Here is a 15,116-nt window from a genome sequence, read left to right as displayed (position 1 = left end):
CGTCACATCGATCACAGTTGGGGCGATCACACGGCCCGGACCTCGGTCACCCGGCCACGTCGGGACGACCCGCGACCGCCGCGTTCGGCCATCGGACCCGCAGCGTCGTTACACTGACCGATGGTGACCACGCAGAATCACGACGACCCAGACCTGCGCCTCTCGCTGCCCAGGGTGTCGCCCCTCGCCGAGATCACCCGTTTCGGCACGGCGACCGCCCATGCGGCCGCGGGCGTCGGGCGCTTTGTCCTGCACACGATCGGTGATGCTCTCCACGGACAGGCGCCCACCGGCCAGCGCGTCGCCCATGAGGTTCGCACCACGTTCGAGCACCTGGGCCCGACCTACGTGAAGCTCGGTCAACTGATCGCGTCGAGCCCCGGTGTGTTCACCGAGACGCTGTCGACCGAGTTCGAGTCCCTCCTCGACCGGGTGCCACCGGCCGATCCCGGAGAGATCCGCCGACTGTTCATCGAGGAGCTCGGTCGTCCGCCCGAGGAGGTCTTCACCTCCTTCGACACGCAACCCATCGCGTCGGCGTCGATCGCGCAGGTACACACCGCGACGCTGCACGACGGCGAAGAGGTCGTCGTCAAGATCCAACGACCCGGGATCACCACACGACTAGCCCCGGATGTCGCCCTGCTGGAACGCTTCGCCGGACTCGCCGAGATCTCCGAGTACGGCCGCATGCTCAGTGCACGTCACGTCGTCGAGGATTTCGCCGACGGGCTCTCCGCGGAACTCGACTTCCGCAACGAGGCCGCGACGATGCGTGAGTGGTACGAGTGTCTGCGCCCGGGGCCGTTCGGCGACCGGATCCGAGTCCCCACCGTGTACGACGAGCTCACCACGTCACGAGTACTGACCATGGAACGGATCTACGCGATCCGCATCGACGACGCCGAAGCCGTACGCGCCGCAGGTCACGACGGCGTCGCGCTCTGTCGCAATCTACTTCTGTCCCTGCTGGAGTCCGCATTCCACGGCGGTCTGTTCCACGGCGATCTCCATGCCGGCAACGTGCTCGTCGACGCCGAGGGCAAGCTCGTGTTGCTCGATTTCGGCATCGTCGGGCGGTTCACCAAACGCACCCGCCGCATTCTGCGGCAGCTCGTCGTCGATCTCATCGTGCGCGGCGACCACGAGTCGGCCGGCCGCGCGATATTCCTGCTCGGCGCCGTGCACCGGCCGGGATCGACCGCGAAGGGCGCCGAGGACATCAAGAAGGTCACCGCACCGTTGTCGTCGGCCGACCTGGCGTCGATGTCGTACACCGATCTGGGACGGCAGCTGGCCGCGGTGGCCAAGGCCCACGACGCTCGTCTGCCGCGGGAGCTGGTCCTCGTGGGCAAGCAACTGCTGTACGTCGAGAAGTACATGAAACTCCTCGCACCCCGCTGGAAAGCCATGTCGGACAGGGAGATCTACGGCTACATGGCCGGGATCCTGAAGGAGGCCGAACGGGACCGGCGCTCCGAGCGCACCCGTTCTGGCTGAGCGTTGCAGAACCTGTTCACCGATCTGCATTCGCACGTCGTCGCCCGAAATGTCGGTGACCTTCGACAGCTCGTGACGGCCGACCACTAGTGTTGGGGCGTTGAGTCCGCATACCAGGAGTGGAGAATGAGACGAGTTTGGCTGGCGCTGCCGGCGTTCCTCGGCGCCGCGTTCATTGCCGCCGCCATCGCCGTACCGCTGTTCCTCGTCCCGCAGCTGCGGGTGGTACCGCTCGACCTGGACATCACGTCGGTGGCCACGACCGTGCCCGAGGACGGGTCGACCGGTGACCGCTTCCCCGCCGAGATCTTCGATCGCTGCTCGGTCAGTGAGCGCAAGGCCCGTGTCGTCGACGCGCACCTCACCCAGCAGCGCCGTTCGGTCATCGTGGACCCGTCCGACCGACGTCAGGCGACCCTGCAGTCGGCGCAGACCGTGCAGATCGACCGCTACCGGGACGCCGAGGGCAACGAAACCGAACCACCGATGGCGGCCGCCGACACCGAGCGCAAATGTGACGACGGGCTGCTGACCGCGAACATCGACCGCGTCTCGGTCAACCGCAAGTCGTCGGTGCCCAACGGCACGGTGAGCTCGCTGCAACTCGAGGCCGCACCCGAGGGTGTCAATCCGAAGGACGTCTCCGTCGACCTGCCCAACCGTCGCGGGTTCCAGTACAAGTTCGGCTTCGACGTCAAGAAGCGCTCCTACCTCTATTACGACACCAACACCCGCCAGGACATCGAGGTCAAGTTCGTCGGCGAGAAGACGATCGACGGCATCAAGACCTACGAGTTCGCCGGCGATGTTCCTGAGACCGACGTGTCGAGCCTGCCGAACGCGCAGGGTGAGGCCGCGCTCGGCACCATGTTGACGATGCCGGCGAGCTGGTGGGGCATCTCGGGCCGCGGCGTGCGCGCCAACGACAAGATCACCATGCACCGGTATGCGACCGCGACCCGACACGTGTGGGTGGAACCGCAGACCGGGACCATCGTCGACGGGCTCGAGGATCAGCACCAGTACTTCCGGTCGCCCGACCAGAGCCAAGACACCCCGGCACCGGTGCGCGACTTCCAGATGGACGTGCTGAAGGGTCGCTTCAAGTGGTCCGACGAGACCGTCTCCAACCAGGCAGGCAAGGCCGACCACTACGTCGGTCTGCTGAAGATGGGCTCGTTCTGGCTGCCGCTGATCCTCGGTATCGTCGGCGTCCTGCTGCTCGCCCTGTGGGGCCTGCTGTTCTGGCGGTCCCGTCGTGGGTCCGGCGGCGACGACACGACAGCCGAATCCGCCACCCCGACCAGCTGGCTCGAGCAGCCGCATGACGAGAGTCCGACCGCCCAGTCCACGGCACCCGTGGTCGGTGGGGCCGCCGCGGCATCGTCGGCCGCCGATCCGTGGGATAGACCGACCGAGCAGATCCCGGTGGTGCGCGACTCCCCGGACGACACCGCCACCCAGGCGTACTCGGCCGACGATCAGGCCACCCGGCCGTTCTCGGAGTCCGGCGACGAGGGCGAGCTCTCGTCCGAGCCGCACGACGATCACAGCGAGTGGTCGCCGGCCGACGACGAAACCCAGCAGTTCCGTCGTCCGCCGGGCGAATAGGTCACCACACAGCACCAGCGTTCGGGCCCCGACGCCACTCGCCTCCCGGTGAGTCGCCGTCGGGGCCCGTTCGCGTTGTCGGCCGTGCGCTGTGGCCATGCGATGTCGGCCGTGCGATGTCGGTTCGCGCGGTCCGTCGCGCTCTTCGGCCGCTCACGCGGACCCTCCAACCAAACGCGGACGTAGCTTCACACAGTTTTGCCGGCAGGTTCCGCGGATCGGTCGGGAGCGGCACGGGGCGTGACGCCGGGCACGGCGCAGGCGCCTAGAAGAACCAATTGTCCCGCGGGACCTTCGGCCCGTCCGCGCGATACTCGGCGCCGGCCTCGACCGCGGCACGCGCATAGTCGGGATGCGGACGGCTGATGATCAGTTCCCGACCGTCGTCGCTCACGAATGCACGGGTGAAGTACTCGGGGAAGCGCTTGAGTACAACAAGATTCACCATCACGGGCACGGTCCAGCCGAAGATGACCAGGAAAGCACCGAGAGTCTCGTTGTCAGACCATACGAACCGCGGCACCACGAAGAACATCGACAAAGCGAGCACGACGATCAGCACAGTGCGCAGCCGGTATCGATTCAGGGTGCGTCGGCATTGGGAGCAACCCACCATGCGGAATCGCACGCGTGGCTCCCCGTACCGCCGCTCGTGCAACCTGACCGAGAGCGTGTAGAAGGGAATGCACAGGAGTAGGACGCGCTTCCACATCGGTCTGCTGAAGTGCCATCCACGGGCCCAATAGGTGTACACCCGCGCCAATCCCCCCGAGCGTCCGTGCGGGACACACAGTTCGGGCAGCGGCACCGACAGGTGACGCAGGAGTTCGCGCTGTGCCCTCCCGAATCCCGGCCCTCCCAACTCGGCGACCCGGGGTCTGCGTAAGGGGAACACCACCTGTTCCTCGGTCTCCACGCCAGACGCCACGACCTCGATGATGTCGGTTCGGCAGCAGCTGTGGCAAACGCCCCAGAGCGCCAGGTCTGGCAATCACTGTCCGCCGGATGAATGAAAACCGACATACGGCCTCAGCCAGAGATAAGCAGGTGGAATCGGTCTGTTACGTTTCACAAATCGGGTGGCCGCCCGGGAACATGACCGCGAACAGAGAGCTCTCATGGACGTCGAACCAGAAGATCTGGACAAGTTCGCCAAGCGTCTCAAGGAGCTCGCTTCGCAAGTCGGGGACGCTTCCGCGTACGTGGAAAAACACCTCAGCGGTATCTCCGGTGACGGCATCCTCTTCGTGGGTATCGAGTCGACCGTCGCTGAAACCCGTGCAGCGCTCTCAGAGAACATCGACAAACTCCAGCAGCTTGCGACTGCATCCGGAGACGAGATGACACGGGCCGCCAATCATTACCGTTTGACCGAGCAGACGAACACCGCCGCGAACTCCAAGCCTCGATAGCCGGAGTTCGACCCGAGGACATCAGATGGCTAAAGAACCCGCCGCAGCTCTCACTTCCCCCGTCGCCCGTGATCCGATCCCTGATGTTCTCGAGAACGCCATGAGCGGCTCGTATGTGAGCCCGTCATACTGGCTAACCGGCCCTGTGATGCAAGCTCTGTCATTTGCCGGTGTCGAACAGAACCCGATCGACATGGCAGCCGAATGGTTCACCGGTGACTGGACGCGGGTTCAAGAGGCAGGGCAGGCCGTCCAGTCTCTGGGCGACTTCAACAAACTGCTGTCCGAAGCAATCACCGCAGCGTCAACCGCGGCATCCGAGATGTGGGACGGAGACGCCGCAAGTGCTGCGGACAAGTACTTCGCCGACTTCGCCCAAGCAATCCGCCGTCAGCAGTCCGCTATCAATCAACTGGGCAAACAGCTGGATTCGCTTGCGTTCGGCATGTACGAAGCATCGCAGGCATTTAAAGGGATAGCCGCGACCATCACCGATCTGGTCATCATGCTGGCAATAAAGATCGCGGCGGCCTTCGCAGCTTCGTCACTCGCAGCGACCGGCATCGGAGCAGCCGTCGCGGCCTCGTCATGGGCCTCGGCCACCATGACGGCGCTACAGGTTGCGGACAAAGTCAGCGACGCAATTACTGCGGTGAATCTCGCACTCCAAGCATCGCAGACCATCGCCGGCGAGATTATCGGCCACGTCGCCGATCTGAAGGAGATCCAGATCCCCGAGCTCCCCGGTCGCGCTTACGACAATCCGGACGCCTGACATGACCGACGAGAAACCACTACTGCCGTCCCTCGAAGGCCATCCTGCCGACGACTGGCATCTGCGGAAGTCGCTGCGGACGCTGGCCGAATTCTCTCCGGATCCCGACTTCAAGGCGATGGTCGCCGACGTCCTCGGCGGAAAATCCTCGTTGCGCGATGTGGTCGATTCGACGACATTCACGAGGACCATCGCACCGATGGTCGAGTCTGCCGTCGCAGATGCACCGCAGATCAGTGACGCCGAACGCGAATCCCTCGCACAACAAGCGCACGCACAGATCGAAGCCGAGTATGCCGCAGCGATGACCGAGCAATCCTCGTCTCCGCTGTCCGGCGACGATTCCGGGGAGTTCTACGAAGAACTCGAGGACAGTGCTGGTGACGACAGTTCCGGCGCCGAGTTCTACGAGGAGCTCGAAGACTCCCCCGCCGACACGGCTGACGAGGTGTACTACGAAGAGCTCCACGAGACGGACGGCAGCGATGACGACCGACCACGGGGTTCAGCCCTCGGCACCGCTTGGTGAGCGGTACCGAACACCCTCGCTCTCGGCCTTCCACCGACCGCTCACGCGGACCCTCCACGCAAACGCGGACGTAGCACCACACAGATTTGCCAGCAGGTTTCGCGGGTACGACCGGATAGCCCCGGATAGCCCCCGCCGACGACAAGATGGCCCACCGACGACAAACGGCCGGCGACCCGAAGGTCACCGGCCGTTTGTGTCGGCTCAGGTCCGGACGATCAGAAGAACGCCGGGCGGAAGGTGCTGGCCCACGACTGCTTGAAGTCGTTCTGCCAGTAGTCCCACCAGTGGACACCGTCGGCGGTCACGTGGGTGGTCAGCTTGACGCCGGGAACCACTGCGACACGCGGGATGTAGAGCGAGGTGCTCACCGACGCCGCAGTCTCCAGCGGCACCATCTGGGAGAACTTCACCGGGTTGAAGTTCGGGCTGTTCGGGTTCACCGAGCTGTCGTACTTGCTGCCCAGGCCGCTGCCCGACGACAGGTACACGTGCTTGCCGGCCAGAGCGTTCGCGCTCAGGAACGGGTCGTTCTGGAACCACTGGCCCAGCGGGTAGACGCCCCACATGTTGTTGGCGTTACCACCGGTCTGTGCCACGGCGACCTGAATGCCCTGGGTGAAGCCCGGGAAGGTGACCGTCGGGTAGCCGCTGTAGGACGCGACCGCGTCGTAGAAGCCGGGGTGACGCGAAGCCAGGTTCAGCGCCGAGGTGCCCGACATCGACAGACCGGCGATGCCGTTGCGGCGGTTGTCGCTGTTGTGCTTACGAGCCATGTAGGCGGGCAGCTCGCGGGTCAGGAAGGTCTCCCACTTGTTCACGCCGAGCTTGGGATCGTTGCGCTCCCAATCGGTGTAGAAGCTACCGGCGCCACCGAACGGCATCGCGACGTTGGTGCCCTTGCCGACCATGAACCGGTCGACGTCGGTGTTGATCAACCAACCGCTGTCATTGTTCGGGGCGCGCAGGCCGTCGAGAAGGTACAGCGTCGGCTTGGGGCCGCCACCGCCGCCGTCGACGATGCGCACGGGGATGTTCCGGTGCATGGCCGCGGAGTAGACGTACTCGGTGGAGCCGGCCGCCTGAGCGGTCGGAGCAGCCACCAGGCCGGCACCGGTGGCCGCCACGAGGGCAACGAGGCCGGCGACAAGGCGCTTACGGGCACGAGTCAGCATTCAGATGTCCTTACGATCTTGACCACGACGGCCAACGGTCACTCTCACGGGATTCTATGGCTCGACGGCCCGGCTTCCACCCGTCGTGAGGCAGTGTAACGGCTCTATAACACTCCGGCAAAGCCAGCGACAGCGCCGTTGATCGGCACGGACACGACAAATCGCCCTGGCTTCCCATGCCTACCTGCGTAAACCTGTCGCCGCAGGAGATTGCGCCATCGTGTATCCATGCGATCGACGTCGGCTGCGACCGCGTCGTTATCGCTTTGCTGTCTCAACGGTGACGTCCGAGTCTCGTCGGCCCGCGCCCGCACAGCACCGATTCCGGCACGATCTCCTAGACTCACGGAGTGCTGACCTGGTTGGCCGCCCACTGGGCCGAGATCCTCGGTTTCGTCACGGGCGCAGGCTGTGTCCTCCTCGCCGCCCGACGCAACGTCTGGACATTCCCCCTCGGCATCGCCAACAACATCGTCTTCATCGGTTTGTTCACCGCCAACGGCATCTACGCCAACGTCGGGTTGCAGGTCGTCTATCTCCTGCTCGGCATCCACGGATGGCGCAACTGGCTCGCATCGCGGTCCGAACCGACATTCGTCCTGCAGACTCCCCGTCGGGTCGTCCCGCTGCTCGTCGTGACCGCGGTGGCCGCCGCCGGGATCCTCTGGTGGGTGCTCGATCGGCACACCGATTCGACGATCCCGTTCTATGACGCCGTCACCACCTCCGCGAGCCTCGTGGCGCAGTACATGTTGAACCGACGCTGGTTGCAGAACTGGTTCGTCTGGATCGCCGTGGACGTGGTGTACGTGGGGATGTACGCGATCACGGGCCTGCCGGTGACCGCCGCCCTCTACATGCTCTTCATCGTCATGTGTGTCCTCGGGTATCTGGGGTGGCGCGGTTCCGCCCGGGCCGGCACCGAGCGCGAGCCGAGGAGTTCGGTTGTCTGACGGCAACGGCGCCGCCCCGCGGTTCGGCCACGGCCTGGTGTTGGGCAAGTTCTACCCACCACATAGCGGCCACCATCACCTGATCCGAACGGCGGAACAGCACTGCCGGTCGGTCACCGTCGAGGTGATCGGTTCGTCGGTCGAGACGATCTCGGTCGCCGACCGCGCGGCGTGGATGCGAGAGATCCACCCCGTCGTGCGTGTTGCCGCAACCGTCGACGACACCCCGATCGATTTCGACTCCGCGGCCGCGTGGGACGCGCACATGCTCACGATCACCGGACTGCTCGACGAACCAGTCGACGCCGTGTTCACCAGCGACGCCTACGGTGCCGAACTCGCGCGACGTCTCGACGCGACCTGGGTCCGGGTCGACCCGGACCGCACCGTCAACCCGGTCTCGGGGACCGCGGTGCGCGACGACCTCGCCGGTCACTGGTCGATGCTCGCGACCCCGGTGCGGGAAGGTCTGATCCGACGCGTGGTGATCGTGGGCGCCGAATCCACCGGCACCACCACTCTCGCGCAGGCGCTCGCCGACTCGCTCGGCACCCTCTGGGTCCCCGAATACGGCCGCGAATACAGCGCGATCCGACCCGGCGGCCCGTTCGCTCCGTGGCGCACAGACGAATTCGACCTGATCGTGGAGCGACAGCGTCATGCGGAACGGTCTGCGGCGCGCCGGTGCCCGACGCCGACCCTGATCTGCGACACCGACGTGCTGGCCACCGCCGTGTGGCATGAACGGTACGTGGGCCGGTCGTCGCCGACCGTCACCGCGGCCGCCGCACAACACCGTCCCCTTCTCTACATCCTCACCGGCGACGAGATCGACTTCGTCGACGACGGGATGCGCGACGGCGAGCATATCCGACACGACATGCATCGACGGTTCCGGGAAACCCTCGAGGCCCAGACGGTTCCGTGGATGGAGGTGCGCGGCAGCGTCTCCGAGCGCGTCGCCTGCGCGCTCCCGGCCGTGCAACGCGCGATCGAGGACTCACTTCGCTTCGCACCACCCTTGGAGAAGCAGTCGCCGTCGAGCAGGGGAACACGATGACAGAGGACCGCTGGCAACACATCCCCACTTCACCGACCGTCCCGCGTCACGTCTCGCCGACCGAGGATCTGTCTGCCACCGACCTGTTCGCGTCTCCGGACGTCGAACCCGACGACCTCGATGAGAAGCTGCGGCGCAGTTACTTCTGGCTGGTCAATCGCGCCGTCATCTCCCCCTACTACGACATCGAATTCGACGACGACGCGACAGCGCCGAGCTTCCCGATCGGCGACGCCGGCGCCGTCCTCACGCTCCCGACGTCACCGTCCTATTCGTCGGCAGTCCTGTTGCCGCTTCTGACGTTTGCCGTCGGCGGCAAATGTCTCCTCATCGGCGGACCGGGCCGGGGCAAGACGACCTTGGCGGTGCTCATGGGGGTCCTGGCGGGCAGGCGTCCCGACGACGTGCGGCGCGGCATCCAGCAGGGCCAGCCGCAATTGACCGTCAGCGATCTCGTGGGCACACCTCTGCCCCGCGATCTGGTGAACGCGGGAAGCCTGGCCGAGATCACGATCGCGTGGCGCGGATGGCTACGTCGGCCGGTCAAGATCATCGACGAGTACAACCGGATTCCCACCAAGACGCAGTCGGCATTGTTGACGATGGTCGCCGAGGGCTATGTGGAATCCCACGATCAGATGATGTACACCGCACCGGATTCCGGCGTGGAGAGCTGGTTCTTCACCGCCAATGACGACTCCGGGGGCGGAACCTTCGCCGTGATCGCAGCGCTGCGCGACCGCATGGACATCACCGTGAGCGCGCTCGGATTCAACTCCCGGTTCTTCGGTGAACTCGTCGCCCGGGTCGAGGCCGACGAGAACCCCGAAACCCATGTACCGCAGGAACTCGTCTTCCCTCCCACCGAGCAGGAGGAGTTGCGCGCGGCGATCCTCGCGGTGCCACTGCCGGTGGACGTCCGCCGCCGCCTCGAGTTCTTCGTCGGCCACTTCGAGTTCGCGCAGCACGGCGGGCGTCGATTCGAATACCGCACCAAGGACACCGTGATGACCGGAGGCGGGTCGGTGAGTGAGACGATCGACGCCAACACCGGCGCCGACGTGGACAGCGACATCGGCTCCCAGACACTCAACGGGGTGTCGGTGCGCGCACTGAAATCGCTCATCTCCTACGCCAAGGCGATGGCCTACTTCCGCGGCGAACCGGAGGTCGGGCTCGCGGACTGTGCCTCGATCCTCCCCTTCGTGTTGCGCGGCAAATTGTTTCCGAATCATCGCCATCCCCGCTTCGATCGTGCCGAGGACAGCGGGTTGGCCACCGATCAGCTGAGTTGGCTCGCCGATCTGTTCGAGCAATCGAACCGCGAGTACGACGCGCTCGGGCTCGCCGACCGGGATCCGGTGGGCGACTTGTTGTCCCAACTCGGCGAGGGAATCGATGACCTCACCGCACTCGAGGTCACCCGACGGATCACCGAGATCCAGATCCGTATCGACGAGATCTCGCGGACCGGAAAAGCCTATGGTCGGGACTTCGACGACCTCCTGACACTCAAATACCTTCACCAGCGCTACACCAACTACCTGCGCTGGCTGTCCGACTCCGGATCGGCGGTGTGACCATCCGCCGCGCCCGATTCTTCGTCAACCCACCCGATGAACCGTCGTCGACACCGAGCACCGACGACGACCTCATCGACTCGAGCCGACGCGTCGCCGCCTGGGGCGGTGACGCGCAGCGGTACCTCTCGTCGTTGGACGCCGGGATCCGGACTGCGGCATCGCTGCACGTGCCCGTCGATCGCCTCGACGTCGCCGCCGTTGCGGCATGGCGGTCGGGGGTGCCACACATCCGAACCGATGCGGTGGGACGTCTCGACCGCTCGATCGGCGAGATCCCGGATCGTCACGCGGTGTTCGCGGCCGCTCTCGGTATCGAGGCCGCCGATCTCGAGGCGTTTCGGACTGCACAGGCCACGGACGAATACGGCTGGCACCCTCGGTTGTCGGTGGTCGCGGCGATCGGCGGCTTCCGAGGTGTGGGCGGACGTTTCAGTTCGCCGCCCGTCGCGCTCGCCCGAGCATGGGGAACCCACTGGTTCGTGCGTTGCGAATCCGAGCACTGGCAGGTGCGCAGCGACATCTTCGGGGCGACCCTGGCTCCGTGCACACCTCCCGAGGAGTGCACCTGGTCGACCCGGATCATGTTGTCCGCCACCGTGCAAGCAGAGGTCTTTCCGACCTCCTATCTGATCTGGTTGCAGGACAGGACCGCCCGGTGACGGCCTCGTCCCGTCGGCGCGACGGCGTCGACACGGCGTGGCAGCGCGCCCTGCGTTTATGGCGTGTTCGTCTGCGTCCGCCGCAGATCCGGAACGGACTCGGCGCAACGGTGGGCAGTTTCGCATGGTTCTCGTTCCCACCGGAGGTGTCGATCGATCTGGATCTCGCCCGAGACGAAGGAGTTGCGGGATTCCTCGAGACGGTGTTCGCACACGAGATCGGACACCATGTGTTGGCGCCGAGCACCCGCATCGACTCGCTCAAGATCACCCATCAGATGGCTCGCGGACTCACCGCCGCCGGCCTCGGCCATGACGCACTCAGCGGCTACCCGGCGCTGCTGTCCAACGTGTGGTGCGACATCCTGATCAACAACCGGATCGCAGAGATCCAACGCAGGGGCGGTCGACCGGAGATGGTCGCGATGTGGCGCACCCTGTCCCGTGAGGGCAGCGCACCACGGCTCGGATCGTATTGGTGGTCGTCATGCGAGGTTACGAGCTGCTGTGGTCGTTACCCGCCGGCAGGTTGTGCCCGCCGGACTCGCCCTCGAAACCCGCATCGGACGAGGGCGATTCGGACGGGGGCGATTCGGCCGAGACCACCGACGCCGAGCCCGGGCCAGTGCCCACGATCGTGGACCTGACCCGACAACTCACCCAGTTGACCACCACGCATCCGGAGGTGGACGCACATCTACTCGCCGAGCTCGCGCGCAGCTACGCCACCGACCCGGTGGGCGGCGCATTGCCGTTCGCCACCCTCATCGCACCGTATTTCCTGGGCGGCAAGGGTAGTCGCGTCAACACCACGATGTCTGCGGGATGCGCCGGACAGCCCGATGCGCCGGCCGCATCGGCGGCCGAACTCGAGGAGGTTCTCGGCGACCGGAGGATGAGCGAGGCACCGCGCCGGCGAGGGACGACTGCCGCATCCGGTGTGCTCTCGACGGCCGATTCGCTCGGCCAAACCTATGGCCTGGCAGAGACATTGGCGCTCTACCGGACATCCGATCAGGACGCCGTCCTCTCGGCCTGGTATCAGAGCCGGGCAAGGCAACACATCCGACCACTGCGTGAACTTGTCCCCGTTCCCGAGACGACCGCATCCATCCCTGGCCCCCTCGAGACGTGGGAACTCGGTGACGACGTCGCCGACATCGACTGGGCCGGAACCCTTTCTGCGAACCCGCTGGTGATCCCCGGGGTCACCACGCGAACACGTAGCCACCTGCCCGACGACCCCACGATCCGGCCACGCAGCGTAGAACTCGACCTGTACCTGGACTCCTCCGGCTCGATGCGACATCCCGAACGTGACTCGCCGGCGGTGCTCGCGGGCACGATCACCGCGTTGTCGGTTCTCGCGGCGGGCGGGCACGTGCGGGTCACCTCGTTCTCCGATTCCGGAATGGTCTCGGGCACTGATGGTTTCACGCGCCATCGCGCCTCGGTGATGGCGGGGCTGACCACGTTCCACGGCGGCGGCACGGTCTTCCCGTTGGACCTGCTGTCCCGACGCTTCCCCGGCGCACCCGTCACGGGCGCCCGCAGCACACACCTGTTGGTGCTCTCCGACGACGGGCTCGCATCCATGTTCGGCGCCGGGCAACAGGTCTACGCCGGGGTCGCGGCCCGGGTGCGGCCGCTGCTGGCCACCGCGACGCTCGTTCTCATCGGCGCGCGGTCTTCGGTCGACAGCACCGCCACCGAAGCCGGGTACACCGTCGAACACGTTTCCGCACCGGAGGACACACCTGCCGTGTGCACCCGGCTGGCCCGACGCATCACCGGCACGGAGGCCGCCGATGTCCGATGAGGCCACCGACCCGCCCGAGGCGCCGGAAAACCCCACCACGGAAATACTTCTGCGGTCGTGGGCCGAATGTGAACTCGACGTCGAGCAGGCGTGGCACGAACTCGAGGTCGACGACGATCTCACCGCCGGTCCGCATGTGGGCGAACTGACGGCGCGTCTGGCCACCGTCCCGGGTTGGTTTCTCACCGATCCCCTTCGTGTGCGCCCCCTGGCCGGTGATGTGCTCGGCGATGGGGCGGCGCATCGTGAGACGAACCGGGTGGCTGCGCTCATCGACGATCTGGATGTCGATGAGGCCCGCACCGCAGCCGGGTTGGCCCTGTGGCTGTGGGCCAGCCAGGACGTGATCGGCCCGTACAGTCGCCCGCTCCGGAAGGGTCGGGCGCATCGAGTCCTGGCGACGTTCGCGTTCCGACTCGCCGCGACCGTTCCGCTGCGTGATCTGATCGGCGTCGCCGATCGACGAGAGGAAGCCGCTCGAACCTTCCTGCTGTGGTCGGGTCAACGTCCCGAGAACGAGGATCCGATTGGGGCGCGATCACTGCTCGACGCGCGGGACTCGCTTGCGCGGAACGCTTTTTTCGCCGAGGCGCTGGCCCGACACCAGCATCGCCTCGAGGTGAGCAGACAACTGGCCGCGGCGCGTGCACGGGAGGCGGCGAGCCGCTATGGGTCCGAATGATCCAGCGCGCGAGCAGGACTCCGGAACTCTCGCCATCCCTGAGTACGACGCAGGGTCCTCGGTGGTCCTCACCGACGCGCAACGCTGGCCCACGTTGACCGATACCGGTCGGCGGCGGCTCGACGCACTGCGCACCCACCCGCACGGACCGACGTGGACACATCGCGCAGGCGACCGGCTCACCGCCGAAGCCGTAGCCCGCGTCCAGAACTCGGCCGCGCCACCCGACGAGCACTGGCTTGCCGACCATCTCGTCACCGCACGAGGACTGCCCGTCTATCGATCGATCCGCCGACGATTACGCACCCTCGACGATTTCCCCGCCGTCGACCGCACCGATCTGATGGCCGACATCGCGGCCTTCGTCCCCTATGACGCCGACCTGGAGCAGATGATCCACGGCAGCAGTTCGGGCTCCACCGGTCACGCGCTCGCGCTGCCCGACGACATCGAGGACACGGCCCGCACCTTCTGGTTCATGCTCATGCGGGTACGCGCCCTCGGCATCGACTGGCAACCTGATCCCGCTCGAATGGCCCTCGCACACATAGTCTTCCAACGGCAGGCCTTCACCTATGCATCGGTCATCAGCACGTTCGACCAGATGACGATGGCACGGATCAACCTCGAACCCCGGTCGTGGCCGGATCGCGACGATTTCCTGCTCGACGTCAGCCCCCAGGTCTTCAGCGGCACGCCCGCCGCTTTGGAAGCCCTGCTGTCGCCGCGGCTCGTCGACGGGCTGCGCCCGCTGGCCCTGTTCTCCGGTGCCACCGAACTCGCACCCGGCCTGCGGGCCGACCTCGAGGCGGCGTTCGGGGTCCCGGTGATCGACGTCTACTCGCTGCACGAGACCCGGCCCATCGCGATCAGCACCGACGGTGGACCGTTCACCGTCGTCGACCGCAAGGTGTTCGTGGAGGTGCTCACCGATCACGGACCGACCACCGACGACGGCGTGTACGGGGAGATCCTGGTGACAGCGGGCGAGAATCCACTGTTGCCGCTGGTCCGTTACCGAACCGGCGACTTCGGTCGGCTCATCACGATCGGCGGTCGACGCGCGATCACCGATCTCGAAGCTCGCGAGGACACCAGGTTCCTGGCGTCCGACGGTCGCATCGTGCCGAACGTCGACCTCACCCAGCAGCTACAGCGCAGCGGCGCCCGTGGGTGGACCGTCCATCAGGAACAGGACGGTTCACTCGATGTCGTCGTCGTGGGCTCGGACGCAACGCTCGTCGAGGCCACCCTAGGTGCGCTACTGCACCAGCCACTGCGGGTGCGCACGGTCGCATCAGTCGCCGATCTCGGCCCCGGAAAGCCACGCCGTCATCGCTCGGACGCGACGTAGGCTG

15 protein-coding genes are annotated in these 15,116 nt (G+C 66.0%); 13 read left to right on the top strand and 2 right to left on the bottom strand.

The genetic code is table 11. From position 1 onward, the window contains the following. Positions 1-123: 123 nt before the first annotated feature. Complete coding sequence (locus tag AAFP35_RS00665; protein WP_419219585.1) at positions 124-1,500, top strand: ABC1 kinase family protein; 1,377 nt, start codon at positions 124-126, stop codon at positions 1,498-1,500. Between the two features lie 126 nt (positions 1,501-1,626). Beyond that, positions 1,627-3,111 carry a DUF3068 domain-containing protein gene (locus AAFP35_RS00660; protein ID WP_419219584.1) on the top strand — a complete coding sequence of 495 codons (1,485 nt, stop codon included), beginning with the start codon at positions 1,627-1,629 and terminating at the stop codon, positions 3,109-3,111. Positions 3,112-3,376: 265 nt separating this feature from the next. Here the strand turns inward: AAFP35_RS00660 and AAFP35_RS00655 are convergent, their stop codons facing one another. Then, a complete protein-coding gene (locus AAFP35_RS00655) occupies positions 3,377-4,039 on the bottom strand; it encodes a hypothetical protein (RefSeq protein ID WP_419219583.1) in 663 nt (220 codons plus the stop codon). 190 nt (positions 4,040-4,229) lie between these two features. Between AAFP35_RS00655 and AAFP35_RS00650 the strand changes: the two genes are divergently transcribed. The 3 genes from AAFP35_RS00650 to AAFP35_RS00640 are packed head-to-tail and all read left to right on the top strand — an operon-like array spanning position 4,230 to position 5,827. After that, positions 4,230-4,523, top strand: a complete 294-nt coding sequence (locus AAFP35_RS00650) for a hypothetical protein (RefSeq protein WP_419219582.1) — start codon at positions 4,230-4,232, stop codon at positions 4,521-4,523. 25 nt (positions 4,524-4,548) lie between these two features. After that, positions 4,549-5,298 (top strand): hypothetical protein, encoded by a 750-nt coding sequence (locus tag AAFP35_RS00645; protein ID WP_419219581.1) that lies wholly within the window; start codon positions 4,549-4,551, stop codon positions 5,296-5,298. A 1-nt stretch (position 5,299) separates the two neighbouring features. Then, complete coding sequence (locus AAFP35_RS00640; protein WP_419219580.1) at positions 5,300-5,827, top strand: hypothetical protein; 528 nt, start codon at positions 5,300-5,302, stop codon at positions 5,825-5,827. Between the two features lie 218 nt (positions 5,828-6,045). Here AAFP35_RS00640 and AAFP35_RS00635 read toward each other — a convergent pair whose 3' ends face one another. Continuing rightward, the gene (locus AAFP35_RS00635; protein ID WP_419219579.1) at positions 6,046-7,002 is read right to left on the bottom strand and encodes an alpha/beta hydrolase; all 957 of its coding nucleotides are present in this window, start codon (positions 7,000-7,002) and stop codon (positions 6,046-6,048) included. 350 nt (positions 7,003-7,352) lie between these two features. On the opposite strand from AAFP35_RS00635, the gene pnuC reads away from it, so the two are divergent. The 8 genes from pnuC to AAFP35_RS00595 are packed head-to-tail and all read left to right on the top strand — an operon-like array spanning position 7,353 to position 15,112. Next, positions 7,353-7,955: a nicotinamide riboside transporter PnuC gene (pnuC, locus tag AAFP35_RS00630; RefSeq protein ID WP_419219578.1), complete on the top strand. Its 603-nt coding sequence runs from the start codon at positions 7,353-7,355 to the stop codon at positions 7,953-7,955. Further along, entirely contained in the window at positions 7,948-9,015 is a 1,068-nt protein-coding gene (locus tag AAFP35_RS00625; protein WP_419219577.1) for an AAA family ATPase, read from the top strand. Before pnuC ends, AAFP35_RS00625 begins: the two co-directional genes overlap by 8 nt. Further along, positions 9,012-10,595, top strand: coding sequence for an ATPase (locus tag AAFP35_RS00620; RefSeq protein ID WP_419219576.1), 1,584 nt, complete (start codon positions 9,012-9,014; stop codon positions 10,593-10,595). The genes AAFP35_RS00625 and AAFP35_RS00620 overlap by 4 nt, the downstream gene beginning before the upstream one ends. Next, positions 10,592-11,257 carry a hypothetical protein gene (locus AAFP35_RS00615; protein ID WP_419219575.1) on the top strand — a complete coding sequence of 222 codons (666 nt, stop codon included), beginning with the start codon at positions 10,592-10,594 and terminating at the stop codon, positions 11,255-11,257. Before AAFP35_RS00620 ends, AAFP35_RS00615 begins: the two co-directional genes overlap by 4 nt. Beyond that, positions 11,254-11,904 carry a hypothetical protein gene (locus AAFP35_RS00610; RefSeq protein WP_419219574.1) on the top strand — a complete coding sequence of 217 codons (651 nt, stop codon included), beginning with the start codon at positions 11,254-11,256 and terminating at the stop codon, positions 11,902-11,904. The genes AAFP35_RS00615 and AAFP35_RS00610 overlap by 4 nt, the downstream gene beginning before the upstream one ends. Next, positions 11,883-13,076: a hypothetical protein gene (locus tag AAFP35_RS00605; protein ID WP_419219573.1), complete on the top strand. Its 1,194-nt coding sequence runs from the start codon at positions 11,883-11,885 to the stop codon at positions 13,074-13,076. The genes AAFP35_RS00610 and AAFP35_RS00605 overlap by 22 nt, the downstream gene beginning before the upstream one ends. Continuing rightward, a complete protein-coding gene (locus AAFP35_RS00600; protein WP_419219572.1) occupies positions 13,066-13,758 on the top strand; it encodes a hypothetical protein in 693 nt (230 codons plus the stop codon). Before AAFP35_RS00605 ends, AAFP35_RS00600 begins: the two co-directional genes overlap by 11 nt. After that, positions 13,745-15,112, top strand: a complete 1,368-nt coding sequence (locus tag AAFP35_RS00595; protein WP_419219571.1) for a CoF synthetase — start codon at positions 13,745-13,747, stop codon at positions 15,110-15,112. The genes AAFP35_RS00600 and AAFP35_RS00595 overlap by 14 nt, the downstream gene beginning before the upstream one ends. Positions 15,113-15,116: the final 4 nt, after the last annotated feature.

The sequence above is a fragment of the Gordonia sp. CPCC 206044 genome, from assembly GCF_048537895.1.
Lineage (GTDB): Bacteria > Actinomycetota > Actinomycetes > Mycobacteriales > Mycobacteriaceae > Gordonia.
The sequence above is the reverse complement of the archived record's forward strand: the minus strand, read 5'-3'. Positions and strand labels throughout refer to the sequence as shown.